The 19683-nt window shown below is 62.4% G+C and carries 16 protein-coding genes; 8 read left to right on the plus strand and 8 right to left on the minus strand.

Annotated elements, in window-relative coordinates; genetic code table 11:
• Together czcI and HWE17_RS25895 are read right to left on the minus strand one after the other, a co-directional pair.
• Positions 1 to 356, minus strand: a 356-nt coding sequence (czcI, locus tag HWE17_RS25890) for a cation efflux protein, CzcI family (RefSeq protein ID WP_176390759.1), incomplete at its 3' end; no start/stop codon positions are given.
• Positions 357 to 385: 29 nt separating this feature from the next.
• On the minus strand, positions 386 to 1933 hold the full coding sequence (locus HWE17_RS25895) for a C13 family peptidase (protein ID WP_176390760.1): 1548 nt from the start codon (positions 1931 to 1933) through the stop codon (positions 386 to 388).
• 185 nt (positions 1934 to 2118) lie between these two features.
• Between HWE17_RS25895 and HWE17_RS25900 the strand changes: the two genes are divergently transcribed.
• A complete protein-coding gene (locus HWE17_RS25900) occupies positions 2119 to 4065 on the plus strand; it encodes a GAF domain-containing sensor histidine kinase (RefSeq protein WP_176390761.1) in 1947 nt (648 codons plus the stop codon).
• Positions 4066 to 4389: 324 nt separating this feature from the next.
• Here HWE17_RS25900 and HWE17_RS25905 read toward each other — a convergent pair whose 3' ends face one another.
• Positions 4390 to 5895, minus strand: coding sequence for a DUF3369 domain-containing protein (locus HWE17_RS25905; RefSeq protein WP_176390762.1), 1506 nt, complete (start codon positions 5893 to 5895; stop codon positions 4390 to 4392).
• 435 nt (positions 5896 to 6330) lie between these two features.
• Here HWE17_RS25905 and HWE17_RS25910 point away from each other — a divergent pair, with 435 nt between their 5' ends.
• Positions 6331 to 6834, plus strand: a complete 504-nt coding sequence (locus HWE17_RS25910) for a DUF3016 domain-containing protein (RefSeq protein WP_176390763.1) — start codon at positions 6331 to 6333, stop codon at positions 6832 to 6834.
• Between the two features lie 59 nt (positions 6835 to 6893).
• On the opposite strand, the gene HWE17_RS25915 is transcribed toward HWE17_RS25910, so the two are convergent.
• The 3 genes from HWE17_RS25915 to HWE17_RS25925 all read right to left on the minus strand — a co-directional run bounded on the left by HWE17_RS25915 (position 6894) and on the right by HWE17_RS25925 (position 9747).
• Positions 6894 to 7694, minus strand: a complete 801-nt coding sequence (locus tag HWE17_RS25915) for an ABC transporter substrate-binding protein (RefSeq protein ID WP_176390764.1) — start codon at positions 7692 to 7694, stop codon at positions 6894 to 6896.
• Positions 7695 to 7735: 41 nt separating this feature from the next.
• The gene (locus HWE17_RS25920; RefSeq protein WP_099401379.1) at positions 7736 to 8179 is read right to left on the minus strand and encodes a thioesterase family protein; all 444 of its coding nucleotides are present in this window, start codon (positions 8177 to 8179) and stop codon (positions 7736 to 7738) included.
• 119 nt (positions 8180 to 8298) lie between these two features.
• Entirely contained in the window at positions 8299 to 9747 is a 1449-nt protein-coding gene (locus tag HWE17_RS25925; RefSeq protein WP_176390765.1) for a sorbosone dehydrogenase family protein, read from the minus strand.
• Between the two features lie 208 nt (positions 9748 to 9955).
• Here HWE17_RS25925 and HWE17_RS25930 point away from each other — a divergent pair, with 208 nt between their 5' ends.
• Both HWE17_RS25930 and HWE17_RS25935 read left to right on the plus strand, forming a co-directional pair.
• Positions 9956 to 11062: an S-(hydroxymethyl)glutathione dehydrogenase/class III alcohol dehydrogenase gene (locus HWE17_RS25930; RefSeq protein WP_035824324.1), complete on the plus strand. Its 1107-nt coding sequence runs from the start codon at positions 9956 to 9958 to the stop codon at positions 11060 to 11062.
• 117 nt (positions 11063 to 11179) lie between these two features.
• Positions 11180 to 11413: a hypothetical protein gene (locus HWE17_RS25935; RefSeq protein WP_176390766.1), complete on the plus strand. Its 234-nt coding sequence runs from the start codon at positions 11180 to 11182 to the stop codon at positions 11411 to 11413.
• Between the two features lie 4 nt (positions 11414 to 11417).
• On the opposite strand, the gene HWE17_RS25940 is transcribed toward HWE17_RS25935, so the two are convergent.
• Positions 11418 to 12422, minus strand: a complete 1005-nt coding sequence (locus HWE17_RS25940; protein ID WP_176390767.1) for a GlxA family transcriptional regulator — start codon at positions 12420 to 12422, stop codon at positions 11418 to 11420.
• Positions 12423 to 12537: 115 nt separating this feature from the next.
• Here HWE17_RS25940 and HWE17_RS25945 point away from each other — a divergent pair, with 115 nt between their 5' ends.
• The 3 genes from HWE17_RS25945 to HWE17_RS25955 all read left to right on the plus strand — a co-directional run bounded on the left by HWE17_RS25945 (position 12538) and on the right by HWE17_RS25955 (position 16836).
• Positions 12538 to 15489, plus strand: a complete 2952-nt coding sequence (locus HWE17_RS25945) for a polymer-forming cytoskeletal protein (protein ID WP_176390768.1) — start codon at positions 12538 to 12540, stop codon at positions 15487 to 15489.
• Positions 15490 to 15580: 91 nt separating this feature from the next.
• On the plus strand, positions 15581 to 16279 hold the full coding sequence (locus tag HWE17_RS25950; RefSeq protein ID WP_176390769.1) for a dienelactone hydrolase family protein: 699 nt from the start codon (positions 15581 to 15583) through the stop codon (positions 16277 to 16279).
• A gap of 140 nt (positions 16280 to 16419) precedes the next feature.
• On the plus strand, positions 16420 to 16836 hold the full coding sequence (locus HWE17_RS25955; RefSeq protein WP_035824332.1) for an SRPBCC family protein: 417 nt from the start codon (positions 16420 to 16422) through the stop codon (positions 16834 to 16836).
• Between the two features lie 114 nt (positions 16837 to 16950).
• Here HWE17_RS25955 and HWE17_RS25960 read toward each other — a convergent pair whose 3' ends face one another.
• The gene (locus HWE17_RS25960; RefSeq protein WP_035824333.1) at positions 16951 to 18567 is read right to left on the minus strand and encodes a M28 family peptidase; all 1617 of its coding nucleotides are present in this window, start codon (positions 18565 to 18567) and stop codon (positions 16951 to 16953) included.
• A gap of 134 nt (positions 18568 to 18701) precedes the next feature.
• Here HWE17_RS25960 and HWE17_RS25965 point away from each other — a divergent pair, with 134 nt between their 5' ends.
• Positions 18702 to 19583, plus strand: coding sequence for an alpha/beta fold hydrolase (locus tag HWE17_RS25965; protein ID WP_176390770.1), 882 nt, complete (start codon positions 18702 to 18704; stop codon positions 19581 to 19583).
• Positions 19584 to 19683: the final 100 nt, after the last annotated feature.

Consider the following 19683-nt stretch of genomic DNA (forward strand, 5'->3'; position numbering starts at 1 on the left):
TCAGGGCGCTTGGGAGCGTCCGGGATGTGGGAAGCGTAAAAGAAGGGGGAGGTGTCCGCGTTGACGGAGGCCATGTCGCCGATGGGCAGGCTGGAGCCGGCTGGCAGCCATGCATGGCCGATGCCATGGCAAACGTTGCAGTCGCTGTGCGGCTGGCCTTTTTTCTGCTGGTCCGCCACCTTTTTGTCGCCGGAAGGCTGCTTGTCCGCGTCGGACTCGGCCTTGTGCTGGTGGCTGTGGTGGCCCAGGTGCTGCGCCGCCTTGCCTTCCTCGTGTAGGCAATACGCGCTCGCCGCGGCCCAGGACATCTGGAGCGGAAGCACGAACAGCAGCAAAATGAGGAAGAATCGGCGCATGGTGACGGCTATTGTACAGAAAGAAGCGCTTAGCGTGGCTGGACGCGCCACGCCTTCAGCTGCGCGGCGATGGCCTTGCCCTGGAACAGCTGCGGCTCGGAATGCTCTTCCGCCTCCATGCCGCCTTCGCGGAAATCGGCCGCCTCGCGCGCGCGCACCAGCACCTTGGCCTGGTCGAACGCTTCGGCAAAGCCGGCGCTTTTGGGCAAGGCTTCCTTGAAATATGCTTCGCTGAAATACGTAAAATCGTTCTGGTCGTCGCAGCCGAACGAGGTGCGGTCGCTGCGCGCGGCCGTGATGATGAGGGTGTTGTCATCTTTTAAGGGCGCAATGAAGCCGCCCGCATAGCAGGCCGAGATCACGATGACCTTCCAGCGGATGCCGCTGTGCTTGAGCATGGACGCCAGCTCTTGCGCGGGCAGGCTGTGCAAGTCCATGCCGTTTTGCGCCAGCGCCAGTTCGTGCTCGGGCGAGCCGTGGCTGGTGAGGAACAGAAACAGGATGTCGTTGGCCTTGTCCATCTTCGCACCCAGGGCGTCGAGGCTGGCGGAGATGCTGGTGCGCGTAGCCATCGGCTGCTGCGTCACCGTGTTGCGGCTGTTGACGAGCATCAAGGAGCGGCCCACGGTACCGTAATCGCGGTCGAACTGGCGCTGCACGAAGGCCGTTTCGCGGTGAAACACTTCCTGCGCGCCATCGCCGGCCACGCCCAGCAAATACAGATTGATCTTTTTCGCCGCATCGCGCGGCGCGATACGGGCCAGGGCGCCGTCGAGCAGGCTGCGCTGGTGGTACAGGGCCAGCTCGATATTGTCGCGCGTGAGCTTGTCCAGGGCCGGGTCGTCCAGCTGGCCTTCCGTCCAGTTGCCGCTGTCTTCGCGCCGGCCGTCCGCTTGCGCCACGGCGTAGCGCAGCACGCCCTTGCCGTCAAACTGGCCATTCTTGAAGCCGCCCCGGTATTCGTCGCCGTCGGCCGTGCGCAGCACGCCTACACCCTCGAATTTCCAGTCTTTCAGCTCGCCTTCGTAGTGGATGCCGTCGCTTGTGGTGACTTTGGCCTTGCCCTGCACCTGGCCCTGGACGAATTCGCCTTCGAAGACGGTGCCGTCCGTGTCGGTCAGCTTGCCGGCGCCGTGCGGGCGCCAGTGCTTGAAATGGCCTTCGAAGGTGGCGCCGTCGGCGCCCTGGAAGCGGCCTTGTCCCTCGAAGCTGCCCTTGACGAAGCTGCCCGCATAAATCTCGCCCTTGGGCGAGGTGTAACGGCCGAGGCCATCGAAAGCGCCCTGGCGGAAGGCGCCCGTGTATTCGACGCCGGACGCCTGGCGCAGCTTGCCCTGGCCGGAAAACACGCCGCGCGCGAAGCCCCCTTCGTAAAACGCGCCGCTCGCGTATTCGAGGCGGCCCTGGCCATGCATCTTGCCGGCGACGAGGGGGCCGAAATAGCGTCCGCCATCGGCCGTTTCCGCCGCCGGCGCCTTCGCTGGCGCGGCGCACAGCGGCGGCATGCCCAGCGCGGCAAAGGCCAGCAGGCCGGCGAGGGTGTAGGGGCGAAGCGAGGCGCGTAGCGTGGCGGTCATGAGGACGGTCTGGTCTGTAGGAAGGGGCCTAGTCTGCCACTGTATTGCCAGCATGGCAAATGCGCGCGTGGCGTGTGTTGCTCTGCCTCAAGGCAAGATTCTGCGTTTTATGCCGTGCCAAGGCCGGGCTGAACTGATAATATTGATTTTCAGAACATATACTTGCACAAGGTACATAGTCACCCATGGAAAGCCGTCTCAGCCGCCTGGAAGCCGTTCAAACCGTGTTGCTGGAAATCGGGCAACGCTCGAGCACCTGCAGCGATATCAGCGAATTCCTGCAGGCGGTGCATGCGGCGCTGGGGCGCATCATGTATGCGGCCAACTTTTACGTGGCGCTCAGCGACCATGACGACGGCCTCGTGCGTTTTCCCTACTTTGTCGATGAATTCGACGCCGCGCCCGATCCGGGCGAGGGCGTGCGCCTGGCCAGCGCCGCGCAGTCGCCCACGGCGTGGGTCATCGTCAACCGCAAGCAGCTGGTGATGACGGCCGACGACGACGCCATGCGCGCCATCGGCGGCGGCGCCTGGGGCGGCGGCACGGCGGCCGAGCACTGGATCGGCTGTCCGCTGCTGGACCAGCAGCACCAGGTGCTGGGCGCCATCGTCATCCAGAGCTATGACGCGCAGCACCGCTTCAGCCTGGAAGACCAGGCCCTGTTCGCGCTGATCGCCACGCACGTGTCGAGCGCGCTGCAAGGCATGCAAAGCATGGACCGCCTGGAAAAGGCGGTGCAGGAGCGCACGGCCCTGCTGGCGCACGAGGTGGCCGAGCGGCGCCGCGCGGAAAACCTGCAGCATGCGCTGTATGAAATCGCCAACCTGTCGGCGCAGGCGGCCGACGCGACGACCTTGTACGCGCGCCTGCACGCCATCATCAGCGAGCTGGTGACGGCAAAGAATTTCCTGATCGCCCTGTATCACCCGGACAACAAGGACATCACGATCCCGTATTTCGTCGACGAGAAGGATGCGCAGGCGCCCGTAAAACGTTTTCACTATGGCATCGGCATGAGCTCGTACGTGCTGGCGCGGCGCCAGGCTTGTTTGCTCGATGCCGGCAGCTATGCGGCGCTGGTGGCCAGCGGCGAGATGGACGAGCCGCTGGGCAATGTCGGCATCGCCAGCTGGATGGGCGCGCCCATGCTGCTGGGCGAGCGCAAATATGGCGTGATCATCGTGCAAAGCTATGACGAATCCGTCGTGTATGGCCAGGCCGAGCTGGACGTGCTGGCCTTCATGGCCAGTCACGTGGCCGTGGCGATGGCCCGCATCCAGGCCGACAGCGCCATGCGCCGGGCCAAGGAAGCGCTGGAAGAGCAGAACGCGGCTCTGAACAGCGCCCTGAGCGCCTTGCAGGAAGCGCAGTCGGAACTGGTGCGCCAGGAAAAGCTGGCGTCCCTGGGGCGCCTGGTGGCGGGCGTGGCGCATGAAATCAACACGCCGCTGGGCATTTGCGTGACGGCCACCAGCCACTTGGTGCAGGAATTGAAACTCACGCGTGAAGACATGGACGGCGGCCAGCTCGATGAAGACGGCTTGCGGCAGTTTTTCGACATCATCGACCAGACCTTGCGCATCATGACGACGAACACGCAGCGCGCCGCGGCGCTGGTGCGTAGCTTCAAGCAGGTGGCCGTGGACCAGTCGTCGGACGAATTGCGCAGTTTTAACTTGCGCAAATACCTCGATGAAATCCTGTTGTCCTTGCAGCCCAAGCTGAAGGGCAAGCCGGTCAAGGTGGAGATCGATTGCGCGCCCGAGGTGCAGCTGCGCAGCTATCCGGGCGCCGTCTCGCAGATCGTCACGAACATGGTGGTCAATTCACTGGTGCATGGCTTTGCCGAAGGCGAACCGGGCAAGATCAAGATCAGCGTGCGCACGGCCGGCGAGATGCTGGAACTCGACTACAGCGACGACGGCATGGGCATGGATAGCGCCACCCTGGGCCAGCTGTTTGACCCCTTCTTCACGACCAAGCGCGGTTCCGGCGGCAGCGGACTCGGTGCGCATATTCTGTATAACCTGGTGACGGGACCGCTGGGTGGGACGGTGAAGGTGGTTAGTGCGCCAGGGATGGGATTGCATTACAAGATACGTTTTCCATTAGAACCACGTAGGTCGGATTAGGCCGCAGGCCGTAATCCGACGCCGGCGGCCAAAAATGTCGGGCCGGAGACGCGGGCCTGAGAAAATGCCGATGGCGGCGTTGCAGCTCCTTGCCGTACATGCGTACTGTCTGCGTCGCTGCGCCTTGCCCTCGACATTTTTCAGGCCCGCTTGGCCCGGAACGCCTGTGTTGGGGGCTTGGGCCGCAGCGTGGTTTGCTGGTTTGCTGGTGTGCGTATTGCTCAGCGACGTAGGTCGGATTAGCGGCAAGGCCGCGTAATCCGACAACATTGTTGACGTGGCCGGTGGTGAGGTCGGATTACGCGCAAGCGCTAATCCGACCTACTAATCCGGGAAACGTTGATTCAACGCCAGCGCTGCATCGAGGTTCTCAATCAGCAACTCCACGTACTGCGGATCGAGGTGGCTGCCGCTCACTTCGCGCAGGTAGCTGACCACGCGCTCCAGGGGCCAGGCGTCCTTGTAGCAGCGCTTGTGCATGAGGGCGTCGAAGACGTCGGCCACGGCGGCGATGCGCGCGTATTTGTGGATGTTGTCGCCGACCAGGCCTTGCGGGTAGCCGCTGCCGTCGTATTTTTCATGGTGCTGGTGGGCGATCACGGCGGCCGCCTTCAGGAGCGGGCGTTGTGAGCCGTCGAGGATCGACATGCCCACCGTCGGATGCTGTTTCATGATTTCCCATTCGGCGGCGTCAAGCTTGCCCGGTTTGAGCAGCACGGCGTCGGGCGTGGAAATTTTGCCGATGTCGTGCATGGGCGCCGCGTGGCGCAGCACCATGGTTTCCTCTTCCGACATGCCGGACGCTTGCGCCAGCAGCTGGCACACTTCGGCCATGCGGCGCACGTGATTGCCGCCTTCGTGCGAGCGCGATTCGACCACGTCGCCCAGGCGCAGGATCAGCTCGGCCTGGGTATCGGTGATTTCCTGCGTCAGCAGGATGTTGTCGAAGGCGATGGCCACGCCGGAGCAGAATACTTCCAGCAATTGCGCATCGAGGTCGGAAATTTCTTCCACGCCTTTGAGTACCAGCAAGGACGCCTTGCCGCTGCTGTTGGGAAAGTAGCCGACATAGGTGTCGCCGTGCAGGCGCGAGATCTTGTTGCTCTTCGCATGGTCGAGCTGCGACAGCAGGGAAGGGCTGAGGATGCCGTCGTCCGTGTCGCCGATCTGCGCGAGAATTTCGTAGTCTTGCTCGCCCGTGATGGCGCTGGCGCCACGCAGGCGCAGCAGCATGCTCGTTTCCAGGCGCAGCAGGGCGACGACTTGCTGCAGCAGGCCGCTGGCGAAGTCGCGCAGGTTGCGCTGTTTGAAAATGTGCGCCGAGGCGGCGATGACGCGTTCGAGTCCTTCGCGGTAATGGAGCTGGGCCTGGCGCGCCTCTTCCACCTTCATGATGTCGCGGTAGGCGCGCAGGGCGGCGAAGGTGGTGGTAAACAGCTTGGTGCGGTCGAGCTCCGTCTTTTCCTTGTAGTCGTTGATGTCGTAGTTGACGATCACCCGTTCTTCCGGCGCCTGTCCCGGCTGTCCCGTGCGCAGCACGATGCGCGTAAACTGGTTGCCCAGGTCTTCGCGCATCCAGCGCGCCACTTCCAGGCCGCTGTCTTCGCGTTCCATCACCACGTCGAGAAACACCAGCGCGATGCCTTCTTCGCGCGCCAGCACCTGCTTGGCTTCGGCGCCGCTGTAGGCGTGCACGAAACTCAGGGCGCGGCCTTCCAGGCGAAAACGGCTCAGCGTCAGTTTGGTGATGTCATGGATGTCGGGTTCATCGTCGACGAGCAGGACTTTCCAGGGGGGTAACTTGGGTGAGGCTGAAGACAAAAATGACATAAGGGCGAGTTCCGCTAAAAGGCATAACTGACGCAATGCTGAGACGCCCGCGCCAGGCTAGCCTGTGCGCCACTACTGGCGTTGCGCGTTTTTCGGGCGCATTTTATCGATTGTAGACTGACGGCTTAGTATTAACAACAAGCAAGAATAATTGACTATATTCATGCAACATGCATATCAAAAAAGCACTTTAAATCCCTGCTGGCGACACCATCTATACTTTATCGCTTAGGCAACTATATTTTCAAGACAATACTTTGTTTTAATTAATATTGCCAATGAATCTGTAAAAAAGTCTGTGGTCTAAGCCATGTTCGTTGCGCTGTGCAAGAAAAGTAACAATGTATTAGTTTCTCTTTAGAATGAAACTCATTGCGTTATAGTAAAACGTAAAAAATGGCCGGAGTGCCATCCACATTCTTGAAAGGACTCATCATGAAAACGAACACAACGCGTACCTTCATTGCTGGTCTTGCCTTACTGGCGAGCAGTGCCGCCTGGGCGGGCACGGAAGTGCATTTCACCAAGCCGGAACAGTTTTCGGACGTGTCTTTCGATCAGACGGAGCGTGAAAAAGTGCTCAAGGACTTGACGGCGCATTTCGAGAAACTGGGAGAGTCGCTCAAGCCTGGCCTGACCCTGAAGATCGAGGTGACGGATCTGGACATGGCTGGCCGTGAAAATCCCGCCATGCGTGCCATGCAAAATTTCCGCGTAATGAATGGACAGGCCGATTGGCCGCGCATGCGCTTGCACTATGTGCTGGAGCAGGATGGCAAGGTGATCGCCAACGCCGATGCGGCCCTGTCCGATATGTCCTATCTGACACGCATCAATCGCTATGCGAACGGCGACAAGCTGCGCTACGAGAAGCTGATGATCGATGACTGGTTCTCGAGCACGTTCGGTACGCAAGTGAAACATCCGCCACGCAAATGATCTTGCCTCCGCGGGCCAGTTGCAGGCAGCTAATCAACGCAAATAGTCAACGCAAATAGTCAACGCAAGTAAGCCTGTTCGATGCGCGCCTGCTGGCCGCTATGGCGCAGGGCCAGCAGGGCGGCATTCATCTGCGCGATGAAATCGGCCTTGTAAGCCGGCGTGTTGCGCGCGCTGTAGGCGATATAGGTGGCTTCGGACGACAGTTCCAGCACTTCATGCAGGGCGAAGCCGTAAGTGGCCAGTTCACCCTGCAGCTGGCGCGCCGTGTGGCGCGCCGCGCCGCGGTCGCTGGCGTAGCAATCGATGCGCCGCAAGGCCAGTTTTTTCAGATTGGCTTCATTCCCCTTGGCCGCTTCCAGGCGCAGCAGTCCTTCGCGGGCTGGCGCCATCAGTTTTTCCGACAGCAAAAAACCCGTATTGACGCCGATGGTCAGGCCGGCAAAGTCGGCGGGAAACCGCGTGCGCGGCGTGCGCATGACGGCCTCATGGCAAAACAGAACCACCGATTCACGGTACAGCACGGCTGAATACGGTTGCACGTACGAGCGTTCCGTTTTGCGTCCGGGCGGAAACAGGCCAAAAACCTGGCCCTTTTCCAGCGCGTCGAGTCCCCGTTTCCAGGGGCGCGGCTGCAGTTCCAGCCGGTAGTCTGGCATCGACATGGCCGCCTGGCGCAGGATGTCGACATACATGCCCTTGAAGACGCCGTTTTCCACATAGCTGTACGGTGCATAGTCGTCGTCGCCGTACAGAATGACGGTTTGCGGCGCGGCATGGCCGATGCCCGGTGGCGCCATCGCGCAGGCGGCGGCCAACAGGCAGGCGCCGGCGCGGCGCAGGTCAATTTTGCATATCATCCTGACAAGCATACAGGATGACGAGCAGAATGTATCGCGTCTCAGTCGATCCAGTTCACCTGTGGGAACTTGCTGCCGAAATCTTCCGGCATGGGCACGACCTGGCTGCGCTTGTAGTTGAAGAAGACAAAGCCGGACTTGGCCATGGCGATCAGGGTGTTGTCGCGCGGGCGCGTGATGCGGAAGGTGATGTCGCCGCCATACTTGTTGAAATCCATGACGCCCACTTCGAACAGCAGCTGGTCGCGCGCATGGGCTTCGGCGCGGTAGGTGGTGGCCAGGTCGGTGACGATGATGCCGGTGCCGTCCGCTTCGATGTCGCGCACGCCGTATTCGAACAGGAAGCGGGCGCGTGCTTCGGAAATCATGGAAATCATGGAATCGTTGCCGAGGTGGTTGCCGGCGTTGATGTCGGTCGTGCGTACCGTCAGTTGCGAGGAATAGCAGTACTGGTCTTCAGGAAATTCAAGTTTCAAACGGGCCATGGTGTTCTCTTGGGCTGGGGCGCAGGGCGCGGCGGAAAAAATCCATTCTAGCCCGTTCCCCGCGCCCCGTCGAAAAACAGTCCCAGCCGCGTGCGCGGGGCCGCTTTACGGGTGTACGCTTATTTGCGCACAATCCTGTACACCTTGCCCGTGCCGCTCAGCATGTACAGCTCGTTTTGCGCGTCCTGGCCAAACGACAGGATATTGCCCACGTTCGTGATGCCCCAGTCTTTCACGGCCGATGCCGTGCCATTGCTATAGCTAAAACTTTTCAGCCAGGCGCTGCAGTAGTCGGAATACAGGTATTGCCCCGCCAGTTCCGGCAAGGCCGTGCCCCGGTACACATAGCCGCCCGTGATCGAACAGCCGTTGGCCGCATCGTTGCTGTACGTGATGGCGGGCAGGACCAGCCCAGCCTGGTTGCAGCTGGCGCTGTTGTAGCACTGCGTGCCTTCCATGATATTCCAGCCATAGTTGTTGCCCGCCTGGCCCACAGGGCGCACGTCGACCTCTTCCCAGTTGGCCTGGCCCACGTCGGCGATGTACAGCAGCTGGGCCGGCACGTCGAAGGCGTAGCGCCACGGATTGCGCAAGCCATAGGCCCAGATTTCAGGGCGCCCGCCCGCCGTGGCAAAGGGGTTGCCGGGTGGAATGGCGTACGGCTGGGCCACCGTGCTGGCGTTGACGTCCAGGCGCAGCATTTTTCCCAAGAGTACGTTGGTATTTTGCGCGTTGCCGGGCGGATCGCCCCCGCTGCCGCCGTCGCCCGTGCCCGCGTACAGATGGCCGTCCGGGCCAAAGCTGAGCAAGCCGCCATAGTGGTTGTTGAACGTGGGATGGGGAATCGTGATGATGTTCAGCGCGGACAGGGGATCGGCCACGTTGGCGTTGCCAGCCGACACTTGCCGCCGCTCGATGACGATATCGCCGGCCAGGTTCGTGTAGTACAGGAAGAAATAGCCGTTGCTGGCGTATTGCGGATGGAAGGCCATCGACAGCAAGCCCCGCTCGCCGCTGGTGGTGGTGAGCGTACTGATGTCGAGGAAGGGCGTGGCCAGCAGGTTGCCGTTCTGCACCACGCGGATGCGGCCGGCCCGTTCGATAATGAACAAACGGCTGTCGCCGGGTGGCGCCGTGAGGAAGATGGGCACGCTCAAGCCGCTGGCCACTTCCTGCAGGCGCAGGGCCAGCGGAGCTGTGGCCGCGTACGTGACCGCCGCGCTGGCCGTCGCCCCCGCATTGACTTGCACCTGCTGCGTGACGGGCATGGGCGCCAGCGTTCCCGTGCCCTGCGCCACGCTGGCGGCGCTGAGCGTGTAGGCGCCGGGCGCCAGGTCCGTGAGCGTGGCGCTCGCCGTCAGCGTCTTGCTGTACGACGCCGGTCCCGTGACCGTGACGGCGCCCGCCACGCCGGCCGGCAAGCCGCCGAGGGTGACCGTCAGGCTGCCCGTGGTGGCACCGGGCGCAGGGTGGTGATGGCCGCCGCCACAGGCAGCCAGCAGGGACAGGCAGCATGCCAGCAGCAGGGCCAGCCAGGGCCGGGGGAGGCGGAAAGGTAGATGGCGCATGTCAGTCTCCTGCGGGAATGACGCAACGGCTGATCGAGGGGATGTGCCAAGAATGCGCGTCTTTGTGGCGGGAAGTTTGCGCTGGCGCAAACGTGCGGCGGCATCGGACAAATGCGCCGCGTTTTCAGACAAGCGCGGGGCCAGCTGTGCCACCGTGCCGGCAGCCGCCCGATAATGGCGCATCTGAAACCGAGCAGGAATGACACACATGAAAACCAAAGCCGCGATTGCCTGGAAAGCGGGCGCCCCGTTGACCATCGAAGAAGTCGACCTGGCCGGCCCGCGCGCCGGCGAAGTGCTGGTCGAGCTGAAAGCCACGGGGATTTGCCATACCGATTACTACACCCTGTCCGGCGCCGATCCGGAAGGCATCTTCCCTGCCATTCTCGGCCATGAAGGCGCCGGCGTCGTCGTCGACGTGGGCCCGGGCGTGACGACCCTGAAAAAGGACGACCACGTCATCCCGTTGTACACGCCGGAATGCCGCCAGTGCAAGTTCTGTCTGTCGCAAAAGACGAATCTGTGCCAGGCCATCCGCTCCACGCAGGGCCGCGGCCTGATGCCGGACGCCACCAGCCGCTTTTCGCTCAATGGCCAGCCGCTGTTCCATTACATGGGCACGTCGACCTTTTCGAATTACATCGTCGTGCCGGAAATCGCCCTGGCCAAGATCCGCGAAGATGCGCCCTTCGACAAGGTCTGCTACATCGGTTGCGGCGTGACGACGGGCGTGGGCGCCGTCCTGTTCTCGGCCAAGGTCGAGGCGGGCGCCAACGTGGCCGTGTTCGGCCTGGGCGGCATCGGCCTGAACGTGATCCAGGCAGCGAAAATGGTCGGCGCCGATAAAATCATCGGCATCGACATCAACCCGGCGCGCCAGGCCATCGCGCGCAAGTTCGGCATGACGCATTTCATCAACCCGAACGAGGTGGAAAACGTCGTCGATGCCATCGTGCAACTGACGGACGGCGGCGCCGACTACAGTTTCGAATGCGTGGGCAACACGACCCTGATGCGCCAGGCGCTCGAATGCACGCACAAGGGCTGGGGCAAGTCCTTCATCATCGGCGTGGCGGCGGCGGGCCAGGAAATTTCCACGCGGCCATTCCAGCTGGTGACGGGACGCGAATGGCGCGGTTCGGCCTTCGGCGGCGCGCGCGGACGCACGGACGTGCCGAAGATCGTCGACTGGTATATGGAAGGCAAGCTCAACATCGACGACCTGATCACGCATCGCTTGCCGCTCGAACGCATCAATGAAGGCTTCGACCTGATGAAGAGCGGCGAATCGATCCGTTCCGTCGTGTTGTACTAATCTTATCGGATGTACTCATTGCGCAACACTTGACGGACGGGGCAGGGCGGCACGCTGTACTTCGCTGCCTGCCCCTGCTAGTGTGAAGACATCACCGCCTTGCTTTGGGAGCCGTTCATGTTTGCCACTGCCTACCTCGCCACCTTGCGCCGCATGCTGCCCGTCTTCCTCGGCGCTGCCCTGTCTTCCCTGCTGGCCTTGTGGTGGAGCAATGCCGCCAGCCTCGCCACGCCCGCCATCTGGCTGGCGCTGCTGGCCACGTATCTGCTGTGCGCACTGCTGTTTACGCCGCTGGCCCGGCAGAGCCGCCAACTGGCCGCGCGCCACGTGCGTCACGGCAAGCCGCGCTGAGGTCCTAGCGCGCCGTGCTGGAAAAACGTTCGCGGTAGTCGCGCGGCGTGATGGCGAGTTTCTTTTGAAACAGCCGGCGCAGCCTTTCCTCGCTATGCAAGCCCGCCTGCACGGCCACCTGTTTTAAGGAAGACACATTGTCTTCCAGCAAGCGGCGCGCCACTTCGAAGCGGGCCGTGTCGATGAATTCCGTGGGGCTGGTACCCGTTTCGCGCTGGAACACGCGCGTAAAATTGCGCTCGCTCATGGCCAGCCTGGCCGCTAGCAGCGGCACAGTAAGCTCTTCTGCCAGGTGTTCCATGATCCAGCCCTGTAACTGGCGGATGGTGGGATGCGTCGTCATCTGGCTCGACAGGTGCACGGAAAACTGCGACTGGCCGCCGGGCCGTTTCAGATACACGACCAGGTCGCGCGCCACTTCCAGCGCGATATCGCGGCTGAAATCGTCTTCCACCAGGGCCAGGGCCAGGTCGATGCCGGCCGTCACGCCGGCCGATGTCCAGAATTTCCCTTCCCGCACGAAAATCGCATCGGCATTGACCTGTATCAATGGATAGCGCTGACGCAGGCTGTCCACGGCGCTCCAGTGCGTGGCGGCGCTCTTGCCGTCGAGCACACCGGCCTCGGCCAGGAAGAAGCAGCCCGTGCACAGGGCCGCCAGGGTGTCGATGCGCGGCGCCGCCTCGGCCACCCAGGCGGCGAGGGCGGGGATGTCCTGCAAGACTTGCTCGACGTGGTGGCAGCCGACGATGACGGCCAGGTCCGGCAGGCGGTTCACATCGAGCGCCTTGCTGGCGTGCAGCGACATCAGGGTGTCCGACTCGACCGGGCCGATGGCTGTCGACACGATGCGCACGTCGTAGCCGCCGGGCAGATTGCGCAGGCGCAAATGGGTGTTGGCGTAGTCAAACACTTTCATGGCGCCGATGGCTTCGAGCGCCTTGAAGCCGGGATAGACGATGATGTCGACGGTGCGCAGGGGGAATTCTTTGGGGCTTTGCTTGATCATGCGATATGCGCGAGGGGGATAAATACTGCCATAATGCAACAACAGCGATGGCGTAGGTTAGCATGAAATAACCGGCGCGCCCGCTGGCTCCCCACCCACCGGATTCCTCGATATCGTGCGCTTACTTCACATTTTTGCCGCCCTGACATTGCTGCTGGGCTCATCCCTTGCCCACGCGGCCACGCTCAACTTCAATGGCGGCGCCGTCAACAACTGCAGCCAGAGCCAGGATGGCTTGCAATACACGTGCACCTCGCTGGCGCTGACCTCCACCGACGTCATCGTCATCGGCAGCGCGTATGCCGTGACGGTCAACAGTTCGCTGGCGATGAGCTACAACCAGGGCTTGACGATGAGCGGCAATGCCACGCTGACGGTCAAGGGCAATCTCGATATCAAGGACATCAATCCGCCGAACCTGAAAGTCACGGGGGGCAACCTGACAGCCGAGGGCGGCACTTTCCTCATGGGCGCGCAGGAACAGACCATCACGGCAAATGTTTCCGCCACGACCATCAAGATGGGCTCGAACAACGTCAAGGTGACGGGCAAGATCAGCGCCAAGGGCCCCGTGGAAATCGCCTCGGGTTCCGTCATCAACGGGCCGATCAGCGGCACCATCGTCAATATCCTGCCCGCCAGTACCCGCATCCAGGGCGATATCACGGCCAGCGTATCGCTGACCATCGGTTCCGGCAGCCAGGTGACGGGCAATCTGAAATCGCCGACGATCGACCTGAAGGCGTCCGGCCTGCTCGTCACGGGCGACGTGGACGCCAGCAATTCCCTGTCGATCGCCTCCGGCAATGGCATCAAGGGCAATGTGGACGCCGGCGAGGTAACGCTCGACTCGTCCAACGCCTATATCACGGGCAACGCCAAGGTCGACCACATCACCCTGGGCTGGCAGGGCCGGGTGCAGCAAACCATCACCTGCAAGGCATATACGCCATCGAACCCGTGCAGCTGCGTGACGAACAATAGCGGCTGGGCTTTCAATGAACCGATGGGGCCGAAATGCGGGCCCGGTACGCCGAGCGGACTGCACCATTTCCAGATCGAGCACCCGCTGACGGCGCTCACTTGCCAGGTGCCCACGGTGAAGGTAACAGCCTGCGCCGATGCCAGTTGCAGCGCGGTCTACAAAAATGGCGTGAATGTCACCGTCAGCCCGGGCGGCGAGTCGACGCCGATCGATACCAGCGGCGTCAACGCCAATGTCACGGTGCGCCAGACCACGGTGGGCATGGCTACCCTGAGCCTGGTCAGCACGCCCGCCACGACGGGGGCGCTGGTGTGCAAGAGCGGCGGCAACACGAGCAATTGCCAGATCAGCTTTCTCTCCAGCGGCTTCCAGGTGAGCGGCATTCCGCGCTACGCGGAAGTGCCGTATAAATTGGAAATCAGCGCCTTGCAAGTATCACCCAACAATCCGACCGCTTGCGTGACCATGTTCGCCGGCCAGAACAAGGACTTGAACCTGACTTGTGCGTACAGCAATCCGGACAAGGGGACATTGCCTGCGCGCATCTTTGACAGCGCCAAAAATAGCTATGTTGCCCTGGCGGCCAGCGACCAGAGCAGTTGCAGCGGGACGAGCACCAAGGTGAGGGTGACGTTCGACGCCGATGGCGTGGCCAAGCCGAACATGCTGTATGCCGATGCGGGAGCGCTGCTCCTGACGGCCTCTTACAAGCCCGATAGCGGCAGCGACAAAGGTTTGGACATGAGCGGCAGCGGTACGGTCATCGTGGCGCCGCAGCAATTCCTGTTGACGAAGCTGGCGCCGACGCAACGCGCTGGCCTAGCGGCAACGCCTCTCGTGGCGGGGACACCCATCACGTTATCGGCCGTCAACGCGCTCGGTGCCGTGACGAAGAACTTTGGCAACGAAAGCGGTGTCGCGGTGCAAAAAGTCGTGCTCGGCAATATCCTGCTGGCGCCGGTCTACACAGACGTAAGCAATCCAGAAGTCGGCGGCGATCTCGATTTCGTGAAGAAAGGGGGCGTCATCGCGGCGCCGCCGCTGGTCTGGCCCGAAGTGGGCAAGATCAATTTCACGGCCGCGCTGCAAGACAAAAACGGTTATTTGGGCAGCGGCCTGACGTCGCCGGGGACGAGCGATGCCGTACTCTTTTATCCGCACCACTTTGTGACGGAACTGGTGGTCAAGAAAGTGGACCTCCCGGGGGGGACGAAGACGGAGTTTCCTTTCCCGTGCAGCGCGCCGTTCGTGTGTGCCGGCGACCGTGCCGTGTATTCGCGCCAGCCTTTCGATCTGACCATCCGTTCCCAGACCTCGGGTGGCGTGGACACCAAGAATTTTGACGCCAGGAATGACGTCATCAACAAAACGCAAGTGACGCTGGTCCCGTATGACGCGGCCACGGGGAAGAACAGCTATCCGCCCACGGCGCCATCGGGCAGCACGCTGACGGATGGGGCAAAAGCACCTGCGGCCGTGACGGGCGTACCCGTCAGCAGTTTCAGCAATGGCGTTGCCACGCGCTCCATCGCCTACAGTTTCCCCTCCGCCTATGCCGTGCCCAAAGAGCCAAAGGCACTGGCATCGCCGACGGGGCTGCTGCTGCGCGCGACGTATGCCTACCCGGCGGCCGGTAATGTGAGCTCGGCGCCAGCCGATGGCAAGGAAGCGCAGCTGACCGTGCTCACGGGCCGCCTGATGGTGCCGCATGACTACGGTTCCGAGCGCTATCCCGTGCGTCTGGCGGTGCAGGCGCAGTACTGGGATGGCAAGACCTGGGTCACCAGTCTGCTGGACAGCATCAGTGCGTTCGACAACACGCTGGTGGTGTTTGCCAATTGCAAGAAAACCCTGGTATGCAAGGACTTTTTATTACCCAATAACACTATTGTTACTTATACGGTCGACAAGGGCATCTTGCCGCCAAATAGACGCCTGATCCTGGCGGCGCCCGGCGTCGGCAAGAGCGGCAGCGTCGATGTTTCCGTGCCCGGCATTGCGTACTTGCCCAGCACCGTGGGTACCGTCGTCTTTGGCGTCTTCAAGTCGGGCCCCGTGATTTACCTGCGCGAGATGTATTAGCCTGAACCAAGGGCGGGGGCAGGCAGCGCGAAAAACCAGTAACATGCCTGGCTGTGGCATTTCCTCCCCCAACCTCAGACTGGAGTTTTCTATGAGCACAACTTCGCAGTGGATCGATATCGCCGGCCCGGACGGCAGCTTCCAGGCTTACCTGGCCGTGCCGCATGTGGGCAAGGGCCCCGCCATCATCCTGTTGCAGGAAATTTTCGGCGTCAACGAGCACATCCGCGCCGTGGCCGACCAGTACGCGGCCGATGGCTACGTGGTGCTGGTGCCCGACCTGTTCTGGCGCGCCGGCGCACACATTGAGCTCGGCTATGACGCGGACGGCTGGAAGCGCGCCGTCGAACTGATGCAGGCCACCGACAATCCGCAGGCGGACGCCGATATCGCCGCCACCATCGCCGCCCTGCGCGCGCGTCCGGAAGTGACGGGCAAGCTCGCTTCCGTCGGCTACTGCTTCGGCGGCCGGCTGTCGTATCAGGCGGCCGCGGCCGGCCTGGTTGACGCCGCCATCGCCTATTACGGCGGCGGCATCCAGAACAAGCTGGACCTGGCTGACAACATCAAGGTGCCGCTGCTCATGCATTTCGGCGGCCAGGACAGCCACATCCCGCCGGAAGCCGTGCAAAAGATCGCCGAGCGTTTCGAAGACCGGCAAGACGTGGAAATCCATATCTACCCGGGCGCCGAGCACGGTTTCAATTGCACCCACCGCGACAGCTACCAGCAGCGCGCCGCCGCCCAGGCGCATGGCAATTCCCTGATTTTCTTGGCGGAAAATCTGTAAGGCAGCCAACCCAGGCTGGCCAGTTGCCATGGTTTGCTGAGCAGCAAAGCCGCATGGGCGCTAAAATAGCGGCTGTGCCGGGCAACTCCGGCCGGCCGGGCACGGCGCCCGGCAAACCTGGATGAGGAACCGAATTAAAGATGGCCCAAGTAATTGTTTCTGTAACATTGGCGGCAAGCGCCGAACGAGTGTGGGATTTTATCGGCGGCTTCCAGTCGCTGAATGAATGGTCGAGCTCCATCAAGACCAGCCTGTCCGAGCACGGCGGCAGAGTGCGCCGCCTGAAAACCACGGACGGCGCCATCATCGCCGAACGCCTGCAAAGCTACAGCGAAGCGGACAAGAGCTACAGCTACACCATCGTCTCGGGCCCGATCCCCGTCAAGAACTACCGTTCCACCTTGCGCGTCACGGGCGAACCGGGCGCGAACGAGTGCGTGGCGGAATGGTCGAGCGAGTTCGACGCGGCCGAAGGCGTGGAAGAGGTCATGGTGGGCGCGTTTCAGCATCTGTATGAGACGGCGTTTGTCGACCTGAAACGCATCATGGCGATTTGAACGCTCGTAGGTCGGATTAGCGGCAACGCCGCGTAATCCGACACCACCACCGGCGCCAACAATGTTGTCGGATTACGCGGGGCGATGCCCCGCTAATCCGACCTACGCTTGACGTTACCGCTTTACCTTCCCAAACGCTTCACCCTTGTTCCACACTGGCAAATTCTTGTCATTCGCCACTTCATAGCCCAGGTTCAAAGTAAATTGCGCCTGCTGCACCATGCCGGACAGATCCCATGACGGCTTGTACTCGTCGGTGACCTGGTGGTAATCCTTTTTAAACGCCACCAGGCGCTCGCCTGAGGCTTTGGGCTCCTGGACGAAGTCGAACGAACCGTCGCCGGAAAACACGGCCGAGCCCACGTTGAAGGCGGGCACGCCGGCCTTGGCAAACGCAAAATGGTCGGCCCGGTAAAACGCGCCGGACAGGTCGGGGATGGTCGGCGCCAGTCGCAGACCCATGCGCTTGGCCACCCTGGCGGCGCTCGCGTACAGGCTGCTACGCTCGGCGCCGGCCACGCCGATGTCGTGCGTCTTGCCGACGAAATTCATGCTGTCGAGGTTCAGGTCGGCGGCCGTCTTGGCCAGTGGCCACAGGGGCGCGCGCGCGTAGGCCGTGCTGCCCAGCATGCCCGTTTCCTCGCCAGCTGGCCACAGGAAGATCTGCGTGCGGCGCGCCGGCTGTTTCACCGCCACTTGCGCCATGGCCAGCAAGGCGGCCGCGCCCGAGGCGTTGTCGATGGCGCCGTTGTAGATATGGTCGCTCTGGCCGCTGCGTTGGCTGCCTTCGTCATCCTTGCCCAAGTGGTCCCAATGGGCCGAGTAGATGACGGCTTCGTCCTTGAGTTTCGGATCCGTGCCCGGCACGATGCCGGCCACGTTGAATTGCTCGATGCTGCGGATCTGGCTGTTCAGTGCCACCTTGACCGTCGCGTTCAAGGCGACGGGGCGGAATGCGCGCGTTTCCGCCTGTGCGCGCAAGGCGTCCAGGTCTTGCCCGCCCGCCTGGAACAGGGCGCGCGCCATGTCTTCCTGCAGCCAGCCTTCCATCGCATTGCCCGCGCCCACCAGGTTGAAGCGTTCATGGCCGAAACCGTTGGCCGGCACCGACCACGGATACGACGCCGATGCCGTCGTGTGTATCAGCAGCACGCCAGCGGCGCCCTGGCGCAGCGCTTCTTCGTACTTGTAGACCCAGCGGCCGTAATACGTGAGCGACTTGCCGGCGAAGCGCTGCGGTTCGGCGCTGGTCGGCTGCGGGTCGTTGACCATCATGATGACGAGTTTGCCCTTCAGGTCGGCGCCCTTGAAATCGTCCCAGTTTTCTTCCGGGGCGCGAATGCCGTAGCCGGCAAACACGACGGGCGCGTCGAACGCCACTGTCTGTTGCCCATTCGCCGCGCCAAAGACGATGTCCTGGCCGAAGGCGGGAGACAAGGTCTTGCCGCCCGCGCTGAAGGTGACTTTGCTCGATGGCAAGGCCTTGCTGCCGACGATGGTCAGCGCCTGGCGGTAGCTGCCATCCTTCAACGGTTGCAGGCCGGCCACGGCCGCCTGCGTTTCCAGGTAGCGCACGGCCAGGTCGCCGCCGCGCTGGCCCGTGCCGCGTCCTTCCAGCAAATCGTCGGCCAGGAAGGACAAGTGGGCGCGCAGGGGCGCTTCGGCAACGAGCGGCTGGGCTAGGGTAGCCGTGCTGAACAGGCTGGCGGCGAGGACGAGGGGAAAGCGCATGACAACTCCAAAAGTGAATACGGGAAAGCAAAGCAGCGGCAATCTTACTCTACCGCAATGCTCCAGCGTAGCGCGCGGCGTGCGTGCGCCATTGCGGCCACAATGGCTGCTGGTCCAACGACAAGGAGCGTTCCATGACACCCCCTGACTTGCATTCAAACAATACCCTGCGTACCGCCGACGGTACATTGATCCACTACAAGGACTGGGGCAGCGGCCCGCCCGTCGTCTTCAGCCACGGCTGGCCATTGTCGTCCGACGCCTGGGAAGACCAGATGTTTTATCTGGCTTCGCACGGCTACCGCGTCATCGCGCACGACCGGCGCGGCCACGGCCGTTCCAGCCAGCCGTTCGACGGCAACGACATGGATACCTATGCCGACGACTTGGCCGCCCTGATCGCCGCGCTCGACTTGACGGGCGCCACGCTCGTCGGCCACTCGACGGGCGGCGGCGAAGTGGCGCGCTACATTGGCCGCCATGGCACCGGGCGCCTGGCCGGCGCCGTGCTGGTGGGCGCCGTGCCGCCGCTGATGCTGCAGACGGCCGACAATCCGCTGGGCTTGCCGCTATCCGTTTTTGACGCCATCCGCGCCGGCGTGCAGGCCGACCGCAGCCAATTTTTCCGCGACTTGAGTGTGGCCTTCTATGGCTACAACCGGCCCGATGCGAAGCCCTCGCAGGGCGTGCGCGACGGTTTCTGGCGGCAAGGCATGCAGGCGGGCATGCCGGCGTCTTACCTGTGCATCAAGCAATTTTCCGAGACGGATTTCACGGCTGACCTGGCCAAATTCGACGTGCCGACCCTGGTGATCCACGGCGACGACGACCAGATCGTGCCGATCGCCGCCTCGGCGCGGCGCACTGCCGAGCTCATCATCGGCAGCAAGCTGCTCGTGTATGCGGGCGCGCCGCACGGCTTGGCGACGACGCACAAGGACAGGCTGAACGAGGACTTGCTGGAATTTTTGCGCCACTCGGTCGATGCGGCAAGCAATATCGAGGCGCACCTGTAAAACCGGCATATCCATTGCAAAACACATAATATTGTTTGATTTTTGCACCAATTGCGTGCGGATCGCCGATTTTTCTGCGTTTTAGAATGCAAAAAATGGC

The organism is Janthinobacterium sp. BJB401, assembly GCF_013372745.1.
Lineage (GTDB): Bacteria > Pseudomonadota > Gammaproteobacteria > Burkholderiales > Burkholderiaceae_D > Janthinobacterium > Janthinobacterium rivuli.

Excerpts from the sequence above, each read along its gene's own strand:
- HWE17_RS25925 (WP_176390765.1), bottom strand. The coding sequence starts at position 9,747 with ATGCGCCATCTACCTTTCCGCCTCCCCCGGCCCTGGCTGGCCCTGCTG.
- HWE17_RS25960 (WP_035824333.1), bottom strand. The coding sequence starts at position 18,567 with ATGCGCTTTCCCCTCGTCCTCGCCGCCAGCCTGTTCAGCACGGCTACC.
- HWE17_RS25915 (WP_176390764.1), bottom strand. The coding sequence starts at position 7,694 with ATGATATGCAAAATTGACCTGCGCCGCGCCGGCGCCTGCCTGTTGGCC.
- HWE17_RS25900 (WP_176390761.1), top strand. The coding sequence starts at position 2,119 with ATGGAAAGCCGTCTCAGCCGCCTGGAAGCCGTTCAAACCGTGTTGCTG.
- HWE17_RS25895 (WP_176390760.1), bottom strand. The coding sequence starts at position 1,933 with ATGACCGCCACGCTACGCGCCTCGCTTCGCCCCTACACCCTCGCCGGC.
- HWE17_RS25935 (WP_176390766.1), top strand. The coding sequence starts at position 11,180 with ATGTTTGCCACTGCCTACCTCGCCACCTTGCGCCGCATGCTGCCCGTC.
- HWE17_RS25920 (WP_099401379.1), bottom strand. The coding sequence starts at position 8,179 with ATGGCCCGTTTGAAACTTGAATTTCCTGAAGACCAGTACTGCTATTCC.
- HWE17_RS25955 (WP_035824332.1), top strand. The coding sequence starts at position 16,420 with ATGGCCCAAGTAATTGTTTCTGTAACATTGGCGGCAAGCGCCGAACGA.
- HWE17_RS25950 (WP_176390769.1), top strand. The coding sequence starts at position 15,581 with ATGAGCACAACTTCGCAGTGGATCGATATCGCCGGCCCGGACGGCAGC.
- HWE17_RS25940 (WP_176390767.1), bottom strand. The coding sequence starts at position 12,422 with ATGATCAAGCAAAGCCCCAAAGAATTCCCCCTGCGCACCGTCGACATC.
- HWE17_RS25910 (WP_176390763.1), top strand. The coding sequence starts at position 6,331 with ATGAAAACGAACACAACGCGTACCTTCATTGCTGGTCTTGCCTTACTG.
- HWE17_RS25905 (WP_176390762.1), bottom strand. The coding sequence starts at position 5,895 with ATGTCATTTTTGTCTTCAGCCTCACCCAAGTTACCCCCCTGGAAAGTC.
- HWE17_RS25930 (WP_035824324.1), top strand. The coding sequence starts at position 9,956 with ATGAAAACCAAAGCCGCGATTGCCTGGAAAGCGGGCGCCCCGTTGACC.
- HWE17_RS25965 (WP_176390770.1), top strand. The coding sequence starts at position 18,702 with ATGACACCCCCTGACTTGCATTCAAACAATACCCTGCGTACCGCCGAC.